This is a genomic window from Cyclobacterium sp. L-R (assembly GCF_056859355.1).
Map to the genome: position 1 here is coordinate 211,462 of NZ_JBSXOH010000073.1, position 18,009 is coordinate 229,470.

Genomic DNA, 18,009 nt, shown 5'->3' on the forward strand with positions numbered 1-18,009 from the left:
TACCAGGTTGATCACTCCAGCAGCTCCTTCTGCATCGTATTTAGCAGGAGGATTATTGATTACTTCTATGCTTTTTATATTGTCTGCAGGCATGGCCCTTAGGAAATTTGCCAAGTCTTCGGCAGACATATAGGTTTGCCTGTCATCTAATAGGACAACCACTCCGGATTTGCCATTCAAGTTAATATTGCCATCGGTATCCACATATACGCCAGGAGATCTTCCTACTACGTCCAAAGCATTATTGCCTTCGGCCATTACGGTGCCTTCTATGTTTACTACTGTTTTGTCAGCCTGGATAAGCACATCAGGTCTTGCTGCTCTAACTTCTACTGCATCTAATGCACCTAACTCCGCATTTAATTTTATTTGGCCGAAATTCCTATCTGAAGTTCCAGTGTAAAAACCCTTACTGACAAAAGATTCGTGCCCAATAGAAGAAACCTTGAGTTGAAGCTCTTTGCTGCTATTGGGGTGAAGTAAAAAGTTTCCCTCCTCATCTGTAATTGTTCCAGTAATTAAATCCTGAGACTGGAGATCAATCAAGACTACATTGGCAAAAGGCAATGGATTGTCTTCGTGGTCGATTACAGCTCCACTTATATTTACCTGAGCGTCTTGGGCTGCGAGATGGCTTAGGCCAAGTAAAAAGAAAAATGAAGTGGTAAAAATTAACTTTGAGAAATACATGATTTTAACTATTGAATTGTTCAGGTCAATCCAAAGGGAAAAAGATGCCAAAGCTAAAAAATAATCGTAATCATCTGATAATAAGATATTTGTAAAAACAGCTCTATTTTGAACTGTATCGAAAGTGAACACTATTTGTGTTCAAAATGGACACAAAAAAGCCTCCTATGCTTTACAAAGGAGGCTTTTTATATTATGGTTGCGCTTAATTATTTGGCAGCAGCAAATCTTTTAGCTACTTCATCCCAGTTAACAACATTCCAGAAAGCAGCAATATAATCTGGTCTTCTGTTTTGGTAGTTTAAATAGTATGCATGTTCCCATACATCCAAACCTAAAATTGGTGTACCTTTGGTTTCAGCAACATCCATTACTGGATTGTCCTGATTAGGTGTAGAGCTAACTACCAATTCACCATTGCTTACGCTTAACCAAGCCCATCCAGAACCAAATCTGGTAGCTGCAGCGTTTGCGAATTCTTCTTTAAATTTGTCAAAAGAGCCAAACTTTTTATCAATGGCAGCAGCTAGATCACCGCTAGGTTGTCCACCACCATTAGGAGAAAGAATGGTCCAGAAAAGAGAGTGGTTAAAATGTCCACCTCCATTATTTCTTACACCAGCAGGTGCAGAGGACACATTCTTCATTAAATCTTCTAAGCTTTTTGATTCAAACTCAGTGCCTTTTATAGCATCGTTTAATTTAGTTACATAGGCGTTATGATGTTTGCCATGGTGGATTTCCATAGTTTTTGCATCAATACTCGGTTCCAATGCATTTTTTTCATAAGGTAAGCTGGGAAGTTCAAAAGCCATTTTTTTTCTTTTTTAGGTTAAACATTTAGATTAGTTGATGGTTGTAGGTTCCTATTAAAAACCTAATGTATAAACCATCAAACATAAAAAAAGGTTCTTTTATTCCTTTGAATCTCTAATTTCTTAGATTTTTAAAAAATGTTTGTAATAAATTCTTTGATTCCTCCTGTAAAAGGCCGCTATGCAATTTAGTTTTAGGGTGAATGATGGAGATGTCCGTCTTGGAAAAACCACGCCTTGGATCCGAGGCCCCATAATGCAATTCACCGAGTTGTGCCCAGTACGATGCTCCAGCACACATAATGCAAGGTTCTAGGGTCACGTACAATTTGCATTCAGGGAGGTATTTGGAACCTAGCGCATTGGCCGCTGCAGTTATGGCCAATATCTCTGCATGTGCAATGACATCAGTAAGTTTTTCAGTTTGGTTGTAAGCTTTGGCAATGATTCTATTTTTAACTACAATTACTGCCCCTACTGGTATTTCTCCCTCCTCAGCAGCTATTTTTGCTTGCTTTAGGGCTTCATTCATCCAATATTCGTCCGAAAACAATTCCAATAGGTTCTTATTTAAAGATGAGGCCAATTACTTCTTTCCTTACCCCTTCATTGATAATCAAAGCCAAGACAAGTGATACGAGTAAGCCTATACCTGCTTTAATGAGGTCATTGGAGGCCATACGGTAGGCCCTTACCAATCTTGCTTTTCTCTTTTTTAGCTTTTTTGATTTTGCCAATGCAATGGAAAGCTCTCTACCTCCAAGTAGTCCTATAAATACCCAAGTGGTACTCATTGGCATTTGGCTGTAGGCTTTGAAGTAAAATAGAATTACAGCATACACCAGATCCACAATTGTTGCCGCCCTGACGTCTGTAACTCTGGTTTTCTCATTAACGATCCCTTGTATTTTGTCCCCTTTCGAATAGAAAAGAACCCCTAGGCCTAAAAATACAAAGCCTGTATAGGTGGAAAATTCCCAAACATTCAATTCCCTTGGAAGAAAGACCGCAATATTGGCGGCATCCTGCATGATCCAAACGGCCCAAAGGCAACCTGATGTAACCCATTGAAGCACATACCAATATTTTCCAGGTTTCCCTTTTAGGTAATTGGTTACAAATTTTTCTAAAACATACCAGACAATAATCGCCAAGATAAAAGCGACAAAATAGCCAATAAAACTTTTTTGCATTACTCCTATGATTGTTCCTGCCTTGTAGGTAAACACATTAAGCAGGAGAAAGGTGGTAGAAACTGGCATCCTCAAACGAGTCATTACCAATAATACAATTGGAGCAGCTATTTGAAGAAATACAAAGCTTTCCGGTGCTTGGTCCAGTCCATCTACACGCAAACGCTGATAACTTACATCACCATCGTAATAGAACCAGCTAAAGGTTACTGTGCCGACGAAAATCAAACCCATAAACAGCCAGAGGTAATACCACTTTTGTTTTTGGTTGGATGCGATAAAGGTACCTATAGTCTGGATACTATCATTGGCAATTGCTGAATAAGCAGCCAAGGCAAAGCCAAACCACATTGCGGCATAGGTGTAAGGCGTCACGATTCCTGCAATTGTAATCAAAATACAGATTATCAGGAGAAAGGGTTTTTCCTTTTTTGTGAAATCAAAAAGTGAATAGGCCGCTTTAGATAATGCGTCCTGGTTAATGTTTTGATCTTTTAGTTTGGCCATGAGTAGATTTTGGCTTTGAAATACGGGTGCAAATTAACTAAGAAAATTTAAGGATAATGTTACCAAATTGTTAAGTCCCTGATTAAATTAAAGTAAAGTCAGACCCTATAAAATTATTTCAATGTTGCTTCTTTTTCAAAAATATAAATATTTTAGTTCCTATTCGTCTAAAAGGGTGATTTTAATCAATTCTTTATGAGCCAGTTGTTGTTTTTCAATATTAACATAAGTTTTACTTAAAAAGCGTGTAATTCTCTTAAGTCTACCCGTATTTTGCATATATATTCTCTGGATAAACTACAGCCTCGATTGGATGACCAAAATACCTGAAGGTAATGCCTACATAAAAAACTCGATTTTGATAGTTACTATAGTGATAGGGCTATTGATTTTTATGTTTTCTATTGATTTTTTGACTGTTTCTTTAACAAAGCTAAACAATGAGGCGGCCAACGCATTGTTTACCGCAACCAGCAATCCTTTTGTAGGACTTTTTATTGGTTTACTTACTACCGCATTGATTCAATCCAGCTCTACCATTTCAGCGATGGTGGTGGTATTGGTGGCTTCAGGAAATCTGAGCCTTGCACAAGCCGTCCCAGTTATAATGGGAGCAAATATTGGCACTACCTTGACCAGTACCCTTGTAGCTTTTGGCTATATCTTGAAAAAGAAAACCTTTAGAAAAGCACTTTCTGCCGGTGTGCTTCATGATATTTTCAATATCATTACCGTTTTTGTTCTGCTTCCCTTAGAAGTTTATTTTGGAATTTTAAGTCACCTTTCGGCCTGGCTTACCCATTGGTTTATTTGGGAAAAACCCGTAGACCTTGGCTTGGTAGGTTTTAATGGTTTTTTCTTAAGGTCACTTAGTAATGAATTGTATGCTTTTTTGAGCTGGCCTTTGGTTGCATTGGCAGTAGGGATTCTTCTCATGATAGGTTCTATAAAAATTCTTTCTTCCCTTGCTTACAAATCCCTGATCACGCCGAATTTTAAAAAGATAAGGAAACACATTTTCAATTTCCCCTATCGCTCTTTCGTTTATGGGGTTTTCTTTACGGCAGCAGTACAATCCAGTACTGTGACCACCTCCTTAATGGTGACAGCAGTGGCAACAGGTAAAGTAGCTCTTCGAAAAGTATTCCCGTTTATAATGGGCGCAAACCTAGGGACAACCATTACTGCTGTAATTGCAGCTTTGTACAAGACGGAAGCGGCCATTAGTGTGGCCATTGTCCATGTTCTGTTTAATTTGATCGGTAGCTTAATCTTTCTTCCTTTTCCTAAATTGAGAGAATACCCTGTGCGACTTGCCAAAAGTTTTGGAAGGAAAACCGCAAAAAATAAAACAATTGGTTTTGCCTATATCTTATTGACCTTTTTTGTGATTCCATTCTTCCTGATCTATTTTAATCAGTCGGAAGTGGAACAGAAACCACTACAAGGAACAATAGAAAAAAGGGAAGAAGTCGTTTTTATTGAGGATTTTTGTCCATCCAGGCTTCCATTATAAGGTGACCACTACTGCTGCCTATTCGGTCAGCACCAGCATTGATCATTGCCATTGCTTGCTCCAAAGTTTTAATCCCTCCGCTGGCTTTGATTCCTACCTGACTTGGTAATAGCTCCCGCATGCGCTTTATCGTAGCTGTCTGGGCTCCTTCTCCAGCAAATCCAGTAGATGTTTTCACAAAATCTACACCAGCATCTCTGCAATTATCACATGCCAGTGTTAATTCGTCTTCGTTTAAATAAGCCGTTTCTATGATCACTTTTAACAACTTCTCCGAATCATGACATACATTCGCAAGTTGGGCCAATTCTATTTTTGGCCAATTCATTCCGGATTTAAATGCTGAAATAGACCAAACAACGTCCAGTTCGTCTGCTCCATCTGCAATGGCTTGTTTGGTTTCAAAGACTTTTGTTTGGGTCATGGAATAGCCTAGTGGAAAACCCACCACTGTCACTACTTGGATGTCAAGTTCTAATAGAGCCCTGTTTGCTTTTTTTACCCAGAAAGGGGGCACACAAACTCCTCTAAAGGAATATTTCTTAGCCTGTGCCAAGAGCTTGTCAATTGCACGCTCATCTACGGTGGGCTGCAAGGCGGTATGTTCAATATATCGGTTTAAATTTTTCATTAGTCAATCAAAATATGGATATTCGAAACTTTATGGAATATATCATTTTAGCTTTTGGATGGATTGTGTTTTATGCGAGCCATACCTTTCTGGCAAGTCTCAATATAAAAAGAAAATTCAAGCTATGGATGAAAGACAGTTACAAATGGTACAGGCTGATCTATAGTTTGTATGCGACCCTGTTTTTATTGGGTCTATTTGTTTTTGCGGGCATCATTTCTCCCTATTGGCTATTTAATCCCGCCGAGGGCAGTACTTATTTGGGCTTTATGCTGGCTACTTTCGGTACCATTGTAATGGTCAAAAGCATGAAAGGGATTTCTAAGGGAAGATTTATTGGCCTGTATCCTCATGATGATCTGATTGAAAAGGAGGATTTGATTATGGAGGGCTGGTACAAACAGATGCGGCACCCTTTGTATGCCGGTCTGATATTGATTTTTCTAGGTTTTTTCTTTTATGTCCCTAATCTATCTTCTTTGATTCATTTATTGGCTTTGCTGTTCTATTTGCCTTTTGGTATTTATTTTGAGGAGAAAAAACTACTTTTAATCTATGGTGAAGCCTATGCCAACTATCAAAAAAATGTTCCACCTCTAATCCCTCGCTTAAAAAAATGAATGAGCTGATCTTCTATAGTATATTGTTGTTCTTTGTCTTGGGTCATTTGGTTTTGGCCAGTTTGTTTTATAGAGCGATTAGTAAAAATAAGGAACTGTCTTTTCAGGAAAAAAATCAATGGCGCTTGAAAGCACTGATTTTTCCTATCGGCTATTGGTTTTTATTTAAAAAACGGACAAGTAAATAAGCCTGATTCGGTTTGTTATTGCTTGCTTTTGTTGGGCAAAGGCTCAATTGCTTGTGCCCCTACAGGTATTGCAATTGGGACAATTGGGGTGTTATTTTTCAATTTTTTGTAGAAATACAAACCATTGATTAGCATTACTACTGCGCAAATTGTCATTACCAGAATTAACCCTTCGGAATAAAAAGAAAACCAACTCATTGCCTCCCAATCTCCAAATTGTTTGAAAATCAGGATACCACATGAGCCCAAATAACCGAAACTATCTACCAGATACATCAAAAAGCCAACATTGCCAACATATTTGAAAGCGGCCAATAAACGGTCAAATAAAAGGCAATTGAATGGGATATAGGCCATATAGATGCCAGTTCCGGTGGCGACTGTCCAGTAGAAGGGGTTTATCCATCCATATTGAAGAAAGATTGTGGAAACAACCGCCAGTAGCAATCCTGATATAATGATCAAGTGGTAGAGAAAAAGCGCTTTGAAGTTGTTTTTTACTAGGACCAGCAAGCCCATCATTAGAAGCAATACCAAGGTTATGGGGATTTCAGTTTGAGTAAGCAGTTCCGGGGCCAAACCAACTTTTAACTCTTTCCATATTTCGACCACAAAGTTATCTCTTATGTCCCGAAAGGCAGTCAAAGCCATATATACCAATATCAGCAATACGATACCGAAGCTAAAATTTCGAAAGAAGGCCTGCCGTTCGGATTTGTTCATTGATTTTCGCTGTGTTTTCAGTGCAATATCTCCTTCGTTTGGAGCCGGAGTATGGTCTAAAAAAAACACTGCAGTGATCAAGAGAGGGATAAAAAAGGCTCCCGTTACAAAAGGCATCCAATAGGGATCTATTCCCCAATCCACCAACAAATACCTACCGATTGATTTTACAAATCCCGATGAAAAAACAAAACTGATGGCCAATATACTTCCCATCATTTCGGTAAACCTTCGGCCTTCAAGATAATGAAAGACCAAACCCCAGATAAGTCCTAGCGGAAAACCATTTAAGAGAAAACAAAGGATATTATAGGGAGCAGGCAATAAGGCAAAACCAAGTAAGGACAACCAAGCGCAGCCTACTAGGGACAGTATTAGCAAGCCTCGTTTTTTGCCACTTAACTCAGCAATCAGTTTGATACCATAAAATTTACTGGCCATGTAACCGAATGTCTGCATAAGGATCAACCAGACCTTAATGTCTATACCCCACCATTCTTCTCCCATAAAGGTAGCGGCGGCAAAAGGTTTTCGGAAAGCATACATGCTGCTATAAGTCAAAAAAGCCATTATAGCTACAAAAGTACTCATCAATAGAGGATTTGCTGATGAAAGCCTTTTGGACAGAGAAGGGAAATGAATCATGAATTTTATTCTGAAATATTTTCGAGTTCTCTTTTTACTATTGGGATGATATCGGAAAGAGAGTTTAGTACATGGCTAGGTTGGGCGGTCATCAAGTCATCATAACTAAAGTAAGCATTAGTTATTCCAATACTTAAAAGGCAACCTGATTGTTGACCTTCCAGAATATCCGCAACAGAATCCCCTATTTTGATTATTTCTGATGGGCTGCCTATTCCTAAGGCAGCCATCATTTGCAAAATCATGTCTGGATGAGGCCTGCCTTTGCAAACTTCGTCACTGCATACGGTTATGTCAATTAATGGGTGATTCAACCATCCCGCTCCTTCCAAAAGAAAGTTGGCGCTACTTCGATTCAAGTTGGTATTAAGGCCTATTTTTATTCCTAATTGTTGCAATGTCTCAAAAACTTCCAGGGCATCTTCCACAGGAGAAATGACTGGGTTTGAGAGAAAATGATTCTTTATTCCCGTTTTGAAAGTAATATAAATCTTTTCAATAATGATGTCCGATAACTCTTTTTGATAGCTTGAATGGGTTGATAGTAATTTCCTTATGGCATCAGGAATGGAATAGCCCATTTCTGAATTGATTGCCTCTATACTGAGTTTGTGAAAACCATGTTGGTTAAATGCTTTTAATAATAGCTGCGGTACTACAGTATCACTATTAATTGTAGTTCCTGCCATATCAAAGACAGCCAATTTAATTGGGGTTTTCATGATTTTTTCTTTCGTATAACAAATTGCGTTTTCAGCATTTCAAAATAATCAAAAATATTGGGAACTTAAAACCAGACTGGGTTAGGGTTTTGTTATTGTATTTTTTCTTTCAAAATTGTTATAAGTTAAAGAATGTTTTTAATTTCCATCTTAAATAAAAATAGCATGTCGAAATTGTCTCCTGAGCTCAAGATTAATGAAGTTTTTTCCTTGTATGAATCCTATGGGAATGCTGACTATATAGGAGAGCCAGTCTCTCAAATAGAACACATGAGTCAGGCTGCACAGATGGCAGAAGAGGAAGGTTATGGGAAGGAAGTAATATTGGCTGCTTTTTTTCATGACCTCGGCCATTTGTTTTCCCAAAGAGAGGAATTGGAGCAAATGGAAGGCTACGGGGTGATGGACCATGAAAAATTAGGGGCAGACTACTTACGCAAATTGGGTTTTCCTGAAATAGTTGCTCGCTTAGTAGAGAGCCATGTGGAGGCCAAGCGCTACCTTACTTATAAAGATCCGGTCTATTTCAAAAAGCTGTCCGAAGCAAGTAAAAAAACCTTAACATTTCAAGGAGGTGTAATGACCGCAGAAGAGGCTGAGGCTTTTGAATCCGATCCAGAGCATAAGTTGATTCTTAAAATGCGCGAATGGGATGAAAGGGCTAAAGAAACAGGCATACCAGTGCCCAAACTTGATGCATATAAAAAAATGGCCCTGGAATTATTAACCTAATCCTTCCAAGGCTTAATTACCTATTCTACTTTTGTTACCAGGTCTTTTACACATTCTACCCAAGTGTCTTCGGAATTCAAACTAGGGACCAAATCCCATTTTTCTCCACCCAACTCTATAAAGAGATCACGGTATTCCTGTCCTACTTCTACGGTAGTTTCCAAGCAGTCAGCCACAAAAGCTGGGGAGAAAACCATTACCTTTTTCACACCATCTGCAGCCATTTCTTTTATTAGCTCATCGGTATAAGGTTTGATCCATGGATCCTTACCCAACCGGGATTGGAAAGAAGTGAGTACCTTTTCTTGAGGCAACTGTAGTTTTTCCGAAATCAAACGTGTGGTATGGAAGCTTTGCGCTCGATAACAATATTGATTCTTTTTATGGTAGGTCGCACAGCATTTTCCGTTCAACTGACAATATCCATCTACTGCTCCCTTTAGAATTTGTCTTTCGGGAAGGCCGTGATAAGAAAAGAGATAACGGTCGTATTCTCCTTCTGCCATTAACCTTCTTCCCAATTCTGCCCAAGCTTCAAGAAATAGGGGATGGTCTACAAAATTACTTATAAACCTTATTCCAGGGATTATCTGCCATTCTCTAGCCAGTTCCATGACCTTCTCAATCACTGAACCATTACTTGCAGAGGCATACTGAGGGAATAGTGGTAAAACTACTATTTCTTTGACATTGGCTTTATTCAATGCTTTCAACCCATCCACAATACTTGGTGATTGGTACCTCATGGCTATTTCTACCTGGTACTTGTCTTTGTCAAGCAATGGAACAAGCTTGTCTTTCAGGTCTTGGGTATGAAAAAGCAAAGGGGAACCTCTCTCTGTCCATAGTTTGCGGTATTCCTTGGCTGACTTTGGCGATCGGAAAGGTGCAATAATGAAATTGACCAACATCCATCTTGATAAGAATGGGATGTCGAGCACCCTTTCATCCATCAAAAATTCTTTGAGGTACTTCCTTACATCAGCAGTCTCAGGGCTGTCAGGGGTTCCCAGGTTGACCAACAAAATACCAGTTTTGGATTTGCTTTTATTCATGCTTTACTTGATTGTCCGTTTTGCTAACCAAAAATACAGGCTATTGTTATAAAATACCAATGGAATTCAATTTAGGCTTTATTTAGAATAAAAATGAAGCAGAAATAAGATGTTATCATATATAAGTCTCGGTTTTTAAAATGCATCACTCAATAACTGCTACCGAAGACATATTGTGTCCTTACTTTGATGCTTGCTTAGTTATTCCCAATTCAATTGGCGCTAGGCTACTCTTTCGAATTTGTATTTTTTAGGTTCCATAATAACAGTTTTTCAAAATACTTTAGTTTTCGTATCTCTACCTCTCTATAAGGGTAAATCCTATTTTTGGAAATATTGTTGAATAGCAATGCTACCAGAAGTAATACCATCAAACCTGTAAATACTGGATTGAACACATAGAAAAAGCCCATCTCCTTAATCTCATCTGAGCCAATATTGGCGATCAAGGCTATGGCACCACCAGGTGGATGAAGGGTTTTGGTATACTGCATTACCAATATGGCCAAGGCCACAGATAAAGCAGGAGAAAGCCAAATAAAGTCCTCCATATAAAAAACCTTATAGGTCAACACTCCAATAATGGCAGAAAGCAAACCTCCAAAAAGGGTGTTTCGAGGTTGGGCCAAGGGACTATTTGATGCGCTGAAGAGTAATACTGAGGAAGCACCAAAGGCCCCGATGAAAAACAATTGATCTTCTCTTTCGAGGTGGTAAAAATACTGCTGGATCAATCCAATGGTAGCTATGCCAATAAAGGCCCCGCAAAATGACCATAGATTGTCTATAGGTTGGTGGCTGGTTTCCTTATAGGCGATCATTTTCACCTTTTGAATCCCTCGTTTTAACTTCTTCATGGCCAATGCTAATAATTTTCAGCCGGCAAAGTTGAGCAATTGCAACATTCCGAACAACGTTTGACTCGAAATACTGCAACAATGGCCATCAAAATTCAGGAAAAATAAAAAGCCATCCGAATGATGGATGGCTTCAAGTGCTGGTAGGTAGAAAGTACTTATTCTTGATTGGTCCTGCGCTTAAAGGCTTTGCTGGCAGAATCCAGAAAGTCAATGAATTTTTGGATGTCCGTCTCGTAGGCTATTGGACTTACAAGTAATTCTTCCTGATTGTCTAGTATTACATAATAAGGCTGAGCATTGTTTTCAAATCGGGAAATTTGAAAATCCGCGTTTTGCTTACCTATGGTTTTTTTGACTTTGTTGTCATAAGTGGAGGTGTACCATTGGTCCTCAGGCAAGGAATACCTTTCGTCTATATAGAGGGCGACCATTACAAAATCTTCTTTTAAGCGCTTGAGTACCCTGGGATCTGACCATACCCGTGCTTCCATTTCCCGACAATTCACACAGCCATGTCCTGTAAAATCAATAAATAGCGGTTTATTTTGTCTTTTGGCTGCCCTTAATGCCTGATCGTAGTCAAAATATCCCTGTATCCCATGTGGGAGATGGAGGAAGTCTGCATACTTTGGCGATTCGTCAAATTCGAAGTCGCTGGTTTGATTACTGATTTTTGTCAGGTCAAAATCATGAGATGAAAGCGGTGGTAAATACCCGCTAAGCCCTTTCAAAGGTGCTCCCCACATTCCTGGAATCATATAGATCACCAATACAAAGGTGGTGATAGCCAGCATCAACCTGGGAACACTGATAAATTCCAATTTGCTGTCATGGGGCAGTCGTATTTTACCCAAGAGGTACAAGCCCAAAAGGGTGAAGATTACAATCCAGATGGCCAAGTAAATGTCCCTGTCCAATATTCCCCAATGGTACACTTGATCAGCCATGCTTAGGAATTTGAATGCAAGTGCAAGTTCTATAAAACCAAGAACTACTTTTACCGAATTTAACCAACCACCGGATTTAGGCAATGAGTTTAGCCAGCCGGGGAAAATAGCAAATAAGGTGAAAGGCAAGGCAAAGGCCATAGAAAAAGCCAACATACCCAAAATAGGTTTGAGAAGAGCTCCACCTGCAGAGCTGATTAATAAAGAGCCTACGATAGGGCCAGTACAAGAAAAAGAAACCAAAACGAGTGTAAACGCCATGAAAAAGATGCCCATAATGCCACCTTTATCGGCTTTGGCATCCATCTTATTGACCAAACCCGATGGAAGAGTAATTTCAAACAGACCTAAAAAAGCCAAGGCAAAGAAGATGAATACAGCGAAGAAAAATACATTGGGTAGCCAATGTGTGGACAGCCAATTGATAAACTCAGGTCCTTGCACAGCTGCTAAAACAGTACCTGCAAGGGTGTAGATAGCAATAATGGAAAAACCATATATAAAGGCATTTCGGTAGCCTATCATTTTGGACTTACCTCTTCCTGTGAAGAAGGTAACCGTCATAGGGATCATTGGAAAAACACAGGGAGTCAATAATGCAGCCAACCCAGCCAGAAAGGCTATAAGCATAAAGCCGATCAAGGACTCTTCAGGTTGCTTCAATGTTATTTTCTCACCAACTGGAGTTTCACTGACCACATTAGATACTTCTTCTCCCAATGAGATTTTGAAATCTTCCTGATAGTTTATGCACTGATTGGTGACATCGGAACACATTTGGTATTCAATTGCGCCCTGAATGACTGCATTTTCCTCAGTGATGATTAACTTTTGACGAAACTCACCCTCTTTAACAAAATAAGTAATGTCTCCCTGCCAGGTGTCGTCAAACTTTTTCTTTGAGTTGATGGCTTCCAGTCCTCCTTCAAGGCTGATTCCTTTGGCTTCCTCAAGATTGATTTCTGTCAATAAAGGCCCAAGATCCGGATCGAACTCATTGGAATAAATGTACCAATTGGGAGGAATTGTGGCCTTTAATAAGAGCGTAACAGTATCTCCGACTTTGGGATTTTCCTGGTCAAGTTGAATGTCCCATTTTGGTGGAGAAATGACCTGAGCATTTAAAGTGATGCTCAGGAAAAGAAAGGATATTGCTAAATATATTAACTTATTGTAATTCATTACCGATTTTTTATATCCATTTAGGATTCACATCCAATAGTAATTAAAAACGGCATTGATAAGTTCCGTATTTTACCATCACTTTTATTATCAGCCCTTATCTTTATTTGAAAGCTGGTGATAATGTTTGAAAAACAAGGCGATGGTTTCTATGCCTTTGAAATAATTGTCTACACCGTAGTGCTCATTAGGGGAGTGGATGGCATCAGTGTCCAGTCCAAAACCAAGTAAGATTGGATCCAGACCCAAAACCTGTTGGAACAGAGCTGTGATAGGAATAGACCCGCCTTCTCTTGTCGGAATGGCTTTTTTTCCAAAAGCCTCATCTATAGCTGCTTCAGCGGCTTTATATCCTATCGAATCGGTAGGAATCACTGCAGCTTGTCCACCATGGTGAGGCACCACTTTTACTTTTACAGCAGGCGGTGCTATACTTTTGAAGTGATCTTCAAAAAGCTTGGCTATGGCTTTATGGTTCTGATTGGGAACCAGACGCATAGAGATCTTCGCATTTGCTTTGGAAGGAAGTACCGTTTTAGCACCCTCTCCTGTATAACCTCCCCAGATTCCATTTACATCCAAGGTAGGTCTTATGCCGACTCTTTCGATGGTAGTGTATCCTTCTTCACCATACGTTTCCTTGATGTCGAGTTTTTCCTTGTACTCTACTTCATCAAATGGTGCTTTGTTCAATTGTTGGCGGTATTCCTTGCTATATTCTTCTACATAATCGTAAAAGCCTGGAATGGTGATGTGGTTGTTTTCATCGTGAAGAGAGCTGATCATCTTGCAAAGAACATTGATAGGGTTGGCTACTCCGCCCCCAAAGGTGCCACTGTGCAAATCTATATTTGGCCCAGTGACCTCTACCTGCATATAGGCAAGTCCTCTCAAGCCTACTGTTACTGATGGATGTTCCAATGAAATCATGGAAGTATCAGAGATAAGTACTACATCGGCTTTTAGTTTATCTTGGTTGTCGCGTACAAAAACATCCAGGTTTTCTGATCCAACCTCTTCCTCCCCTTCAATCATAAATTTAACATTACAATTGAGCTGTTCACTGGCTAACATGGCTTCAAAGGCTTTGACATGCATGTAAAATTGGCCTTTGTCATCTGCCGAACCTCGGGCAAAAATTGCTCCATTGGGATGGTTCTTTGTCTTTTTGATCACTGGTTCAAAAGGAGGTGAATCCCATAAGTCAAGAGGATCTGCAGGCTGTACATCATAATGTCCGTAAACTAGTACCGTAGGTGCAGCAGGATCAATTATTTTTTCTCCATATACTATGGGATAACCATCCGTAGGGCATATTTCCGCATGGTCCACGCCCGCTGCTTCAAGGCTACTTTTAACAAAATCGGCTGCCTTAAAAACCTCTTTTTCATAGGCTGGATCAGCACTTACTGATGGAATCCGCAGCAATTCAATTAACTCATCTAAAAATCTTTTCGAATTGGATTCTATATATTTTTTCAGTTCCATGACTTTTATTTTTCTTATTAGTTAAACTTGAAATAAGCAAGTTGATGCGTTTGGGAATCGGCTCATGATGTAACTGGAACGGGCTTCTACCCTTGTTTATTACATTTCATCTTAAGTACCAAAATTAAGACATTTTATAGGAATTTGCCTTATAAATTAAAATTTACCAACCGGCCATTTTTATTGGCTTGCATGTGTTTAGGGATTGCCGATTGAATCTCTTCAAAAAGCAAAGCCACCAGTTTTTGTTTCAGAAAGCTACGTGTACGAATTAGGCTAATTTCCCTTACCGGCGGGTCTCCTGCAAAGGGTCTAAGCCTGCTCTTTTCTTCTTCTGATAAGTTTTCAGTAGCTAGTTCGGGAAGTAAAGTAATTCCCGTGTAGCGATCTACCATGTTTTTAAGCCCTTCCAGAGAACCACTTTCATAATGGAAATTCTTTCTTTGGAATTTACTTTTGTCACATAGGTTGAGCACTTGATCCCTGAAGCAGTGGCCTTGCTGCAAAACCCACAAATCTTCAGCAGGGATGTTTTCTGTTGCTACTTTTTCTTCCTTTAAAAGTGGATGCCCATTCGATAAATAAACATAAAACTTTTCGTAAAAAATGGGTTTTTCTATAATACCGCCTTCATGTAGCGGGCTTACCACTATGCCCAAATCCAATTCATCATTTCTCAGTCGACTTGTGATGTCTTCTGTGACCATTTCTTGCACTTCCAGCAATACCTTGGGGTACCTTTGAATAAAATTTCGGATAAAAAGTGGTAATAGATAAGGAGCAATGGTAGGGATAATACCAATTTTAATGATCCCTCCCACTTCGCCTTTGATTTCTGCTACCAGTTCATAAATACCCTTACTCTCCAACACCACTCTTTTGGCCTGCTCGATAACTCTTTCTCCAATTTCAGTTGGAATTACTGGCATTTTGGATCTATCGAATAAGATTATTCCCAACTCCTTTTCCAGCTTGTTTACCTGAGCACTTAGGGTTGGTTGGGTGACAAAACAGGATTCTGCAGCATTGCCAAAATGGCGAAACTTCTCTACAGCCAATATATATTCCAGTTGTTGTATTGTCATGTTCTAATTTGTGGAAATTTAAAAAATGAATTTTCTAGCCTAATACCAAATATAGAAAGCATTTTACCAATTATTAACCCTTGATTTTAAATACTGGTTCAAATCCTAATGTATTAAGAGACTTCAAATCGTTTTTGCCAAATGAATGTGGATTTATTTATAGAATAAGCCTTAACTTTGACCCTGAGCCCATTTAATAGCAAAATTTTAGCAATAGCTACTATGGCGTAGCTTTCTCCTCTGGGTGTTATATTTGGTGGAGAAAGGCTGAAAAAATTGGCTAATTTGAGTTTTGATAATTAAGATTTTTAGCCAAACCAGAGATTTTCAATGAGTATACTTAGGCTGGAAAATGTCCAAAGAGTCAATACCATAGACAGTGGCAGCTCCTTGAGCAGAATTTCCTTTGAAGCAGAGGAAGGAGAAATTTTGGCTTTGACGGGGGAAACTGGTTCAGGGGTGGGAACATTGCTTCGGATTATTGCAGGTCTGGAGCGATTTGATGCCGGTAATGTTTATCTTGCTGGGAAGAATCATGGCCATAAGAATAATAGTGCGCGAAAAATTGGAATGGTTTTTCAAGGAAATGCCTTGTTTCCAAACCTTACTTTATTTGAAAATGTCAAATTTGGCTTAGAGGGGAGTAAGAAAACGATAGAAGACAAAGCCAAGTCATGTCTTATCCTGGTAGGCTTGAAAAGAGATGCTGAAAAGTACCCTTCAGAAGTCAAAGCCGAGGACCAGTTTCGTACAGCATTGGCAAGGGCAATAGCATCCCAACCGGATTTTTTGCTTTTGAATGAGCCATTTAGTGGCTTGAGACCAATGAAAAAAAACCAATTTATTTCTGAAATCCGTGAGCTTATAAAAAAGGTAGGGATTACAACTGTTTTAAATACAAGCGATAAGGAAGTTGCCTTGTCTTTTGCAGATAGGGTAGCCATTTTTCATAAAGGCTACCTACAACAACTTGCAGTTCCTCAAATCATTTACCAGAACCCCGTGAATTCCTATGTGGCCAATTTTTTTGGTAAAAGGAATGAAGTACTAGCTACAGCTACCAACGATGGTTTTTATACTTCCTTTGGATTTATTGATGATGAACGTTCAAAAAACTACAGCAATAAAGCTAAAATTCTATTCCGACCTGAGGAAGTAAAAGTGAGAAAAAGCCTGAGACAAGCCTTGATAGGAACAGTGAGGCAATGTTCTTACTTTGGTGATCACCAAATGGTAACTTTAGAAGATGATTTGGGCAAATCCATATTGGTAAAATCATCACCCAATAGGGTTTATAATACCGGTAGTAATGTTTTCTTCACACTCAAGACTTTTAAGGTGGAAGATGCTTATTAAAGTGTTTTGCCATGCATAATTACCGGTGAATACCCAGTATTAAATATGGACTGGTTTCCCCCTAAGTAAATAAATGCTTAAAACCTTAGTAGTTTTATATAAAGTTTCTATTTTAGACTTTGATTCCTTTTGTCATTGAATAAGCCTTTTTGAAGTATGTGTAAGAAAAATAGTAGGATAAAGTTTTTGATAACTCTTAGCTTAGTGTGTTTCGCATTTTTTTCTACTTTCTCTCAGGGGCTTCAAAAGGTTAAGGAAAAAAGTAAAAACCCGAATCGAGTTTTTACTTACCATGTGCTTGAAAACTCACAAGTAAAAGAGGGTGCTGCGGAAATTCAATACAAAGGGAAATTGGGATTTCGGGAAAAGGGCCAATTTAGTCAAGGAAATAGGTCTGGATCCTGGGAGTTCTTTGATTTTGATAATAATTTAATACAGAAGTACAATTACACAAGCAAAGAATTCGAATACCTGCAAAATTTTAATGCCGTTAAGGCTGTATATATTTTAAAAGACCAAGAGTTGGTGAAAATAGAAACCGGGGCTATTCCTGTATTGCTGGGTGGTGATGCTAAGTTTTTGTATTTTTTTGCCAATAATATATTTTATCCACATGCTGCAATGTCAAGAGGAGCTACCGGCACAGTAGGTGTGATGGTGACCATTACCAAAGAAGGAGAAATGATCCGTCCCTTTATTCCAAAGGAAGGAGATAAGGCCTTAGATGCTGAGGCATTAAGGGTGGTGTCTTTGATGCCGAATGACTGGATTCCGCTATACTTAAATGGAGAAGCAACAGATTGCTTGGTGCTTTTTTATTTAAATTTTCACATGGGATAGTTACTATTTAGCATAAATTTTTTTTGTAAATACTCTCTGAGCATAGAGATTAATTTCACTTTTAAGTACTCTCTCAAATGGAAATCCCACACTTTTTCTAAAGAAATTAATGACCTGAGGTGCCTTTTCATTGAAACTATTGAACCCGGATTATAGGATTCGTGATAGCCTGTCCCGTGTTTACGGGAAGTGTTGCAATCGCAAGAATATCAGG

Annotated in this window: 17 protein-coding genes and 1 pseudogene; 6 read left to right on the forward strand and 12 right to left on the reverse strand. The window is 39.0% G+C overall.

Annotation, left to right across the window (positions count from 1 at the left end; translation table 11 throughout):
- Window positions 1-24: 24 nt before the first annotated feature.
- The 4 genes and pseudogenes from AC13EX_RS13040 to AC13EX_RS13055 form a co-directional block, all read right to left on the reverse strand.
- Window positions 25-690 (reverse strand): annotated as a pseudogene (locus tag AC13EX_RS13040) (carboxypeptidase-like regulatory domain-containing protein); the annotation flags it as partial.
- A gap of 209 nt (window positions 691-899) precedes the next feature.
- Window positions 900-1,505, reverse strand: a complete 606-nt coding sequence (locus AC13EX_RS13045) for a superoxide dismutase (protein WP_048641455.1) — start codon at window positions 1,503-1,505, stop codon at window positions 900-902.
- A gap of 115 nt (window positions 1,506-1,620) precedes the next feature.
- Window positions 1,621-2,064 (reverse strand): nucleoside deaminase, encoded by a 444-nt coding sequence (locus AC13EX_RS13050; protein WP_482893015.1) that lies wholly within the window; start codon window positions 2,062-2,064, stop codon window positions 1,621-1,623.
- Between the two features lie 7 nt (window positions 2,065-2,071).
- Window positions 2,072-3,205, reverse strand: a complete 1,134-nt coding sequence (locus AC13EX_RS13055; RefSeq protein WP_048641454.1) for a hypothetical protein — start codon at window positions 3,203-3,205, stop codon at window positions 2,072-2,074.
- Between the two features lie 313 nt (window positions 3,206-3,518).
- On the opposite strand from AC13EX_RS13055, the gene AC13EX_RS13060 reads away from it, so the two are divergent.
- Window positions 3,519-4,721, forward strand: coding sequence for a Na/Pi symporter (locus tag AC13EX_RS13060; protein ID WP_048641453.1), 1,203 nt, complete (start codon window positions 3,519-3,521; stop codon window positions 4,719-4,721).
- Here the strand turns inward: AC13EX_RS13060 and deoC are convergent.
- Window positions 4,684-5,352, reverse strand: a complete 669-nt coding sequence (gene deoC, locus AC13EX_RS13065) for a deoxyribose-phosphate aldolase (protein WP_048641452.1) — start codon at window positions 5,350-5,352, stop codon at window positions 4,684-4,686. The two genes, AC13EX_RS13060 and deoC, sit on opposite strands and share 38 nt — an antisense overlap.
- 14 nt (window positions 5,353-5,366) lie before the next feature.
- On the opposite strand from deoC, the gene AC13EX_RS13070 reads away from it, so the two are divergent.
- Window positions 5,367-5,972 carry a methyltransferase family protein gene (locus AC13EX_RS13070; RefSeq protein ID WP_482893016.1) on the forward strand — a complete coding sequence of 202 codons (606 nt, stop codon included), beginning with the start codon at window positions 5,367-5,369 and terminating at the stop codon, window positions 5,970-5,972.
- Window positions 5,969-6,160 carry a hypothetical protein gene (locus AC13EX_RS13075; RefSeq protein ID WP_048641451.1) on the forward strand — a complete coding sequence of 64 codons (192 nt, stop codon included), beginning with the start codon at window positions 5,969-5,971 and terminating at the stop codon, window positions 6,158-6,160. Before AC13EX_RS13070 ends, AC13EX_RS13075 begins: the two co-directional genes overlap by 4 nt.
- A gap of 15 nt (window positions 6,161-6,175) precedes the next feature.
- Here AC13EX_RS13075 and AC13EX_RS13080 read toward each other — a convergent pair whose 3' ends face one another.
- Together AC13EX_RS13080 and AC13EX_RS13085 are read right to left on the reverse strand one after the other, a co-directional pair.
- Window positions 6,176-7,474, reverse strand: coding sequence for a DUF5690 family protein (locus AC13EX_RS13080; RefSeq protein WP_240477945.1), 1,299 nt, complete (start codon window positions 7,472-7,474; stop codon window positions 6,176-6,178).
- A 59-nt stretch (window positions 7,475-7,533) separates the two neighbouring features.
- Window positions 7,534-8,250, reverse strand: a complete 717-nt coding sequence (locus tag AC13EX_RS13085; protein ID WP_048641449.1) for an HAD family hydrolase — start codon at window positions 8,248-8,250, stop codon at window positions 7,534-7,536.
- 165 nt (window positions 8,251-8,415) lie between these two features.
- On the opposite strand from AC13EX_RS13085, the gene AC13EX_RS13090 reads away from it, so the two are divergent.
- Window positions 8,416-8,982, forward strand: a complete 567-nt coding sequence (locus AC13EX_RS13090) for a phosphonate degradation HD-domain oxygenase (protein ID WP_048644421.1) — start codon at window positions 8,416-8,418, stop codon at window positions 8,980-8,982.
- A gap of 20 nt (window positions 8,983-9,002) precedes the next feature.
- On the opposite strand, the gene hemH is transcribed toward AC13EX_RS13090, so the two are convergent.
- From hemH to AC13EX_RS13115, 5 genes are all read right to left on the reverse strand, one after another.
- Window positions 9,003-10,037, reverse strand: coding sequence for a ferrochelatase (gene hemH, locus AC13EX_RS13095; protein WP_482893017.1), 1,035 nt, complete (start codon window positions 10,035-10,037; stop codon window positions 9,003-9,005).
- A 227-nt stretch (window positions 10,038-10,264) separates the two neighbouring features.
- Window positions 10,265-10,894, reverse strand: a complete 630-nt coding sequence (locus AC13EX_RS13100; protein WP_048641447.1) for an HPP family protein — start codon at window positions 10,892-10,894, stop codon at window positions 10,265-10,267.
- A 158-nt stretch (window positions 10,895-11,052) separates the two neighbouring features.
- Window positions 11,053-13,026, reverse strand: a complete 1,974-nt coding sequence (locus AC13EX_RS13105) for a protein-disulfide reductase DsbD family protein (protein ID WP_482893018.1) — start codon at window positions 13,024-13,026, stop codon at window positions 11,053-11,055.
- A 90-nt stretch (window positions 13,027-13,116) separates the two neighbouring features.
- A complete protein-coding gene (locus tag AC13EX_RS13110) occupies window positions 13,117-14,514 on the reverse strand; it encodes a dipeptidase (RefSeq protein WP_482893019.1) in 1,398 nt (465 codons plus the stop codon).
- A gap of 149 nt (window positions 14,515-14,663) precedes the next feature.
- Entirely contained in the window at window positions 14,664-15,599 is a 936-nt protein-coding gene (locus AC13EX_RS13115; RefSeq protein WP_048641444.1) for a hydrogen peroxide-inducible genes activator, read from the reverse strand.
- 330 nt (window positions 15,600-15,929) lie between these two features.
- Here AC13EX_RS13115 and AC13EX_RS13120 point away from each other — a divergent pair, with 330 nt between their 5' ends.
- Window positions 15,930-16,955, forward strand: a complete 1,026-nt coding sequence (locus AC13EX_RS13120) for an ABC transporter ATP-binding protein (RefSeq protein ID WP_482893020.1) — start codon at window positions 15,930-15,932, stop codon at window positions 16,953-16,955.
- A 204-nt stretch (window positions 16,956-17,159) separates the two neighbouring features.
- Window positions 17,160-17,795, forward strand: coding sequence for an energy transducer TonB (locus AC13EX_RS13125; protein ID WP_339716944.1), 636 nt, complete (start codon window positions 17,160-17,162; stop codon window positions 17,793-17,795).
- Window positions 17,796-18,009 lie beyond the last annotated feature (214 nt).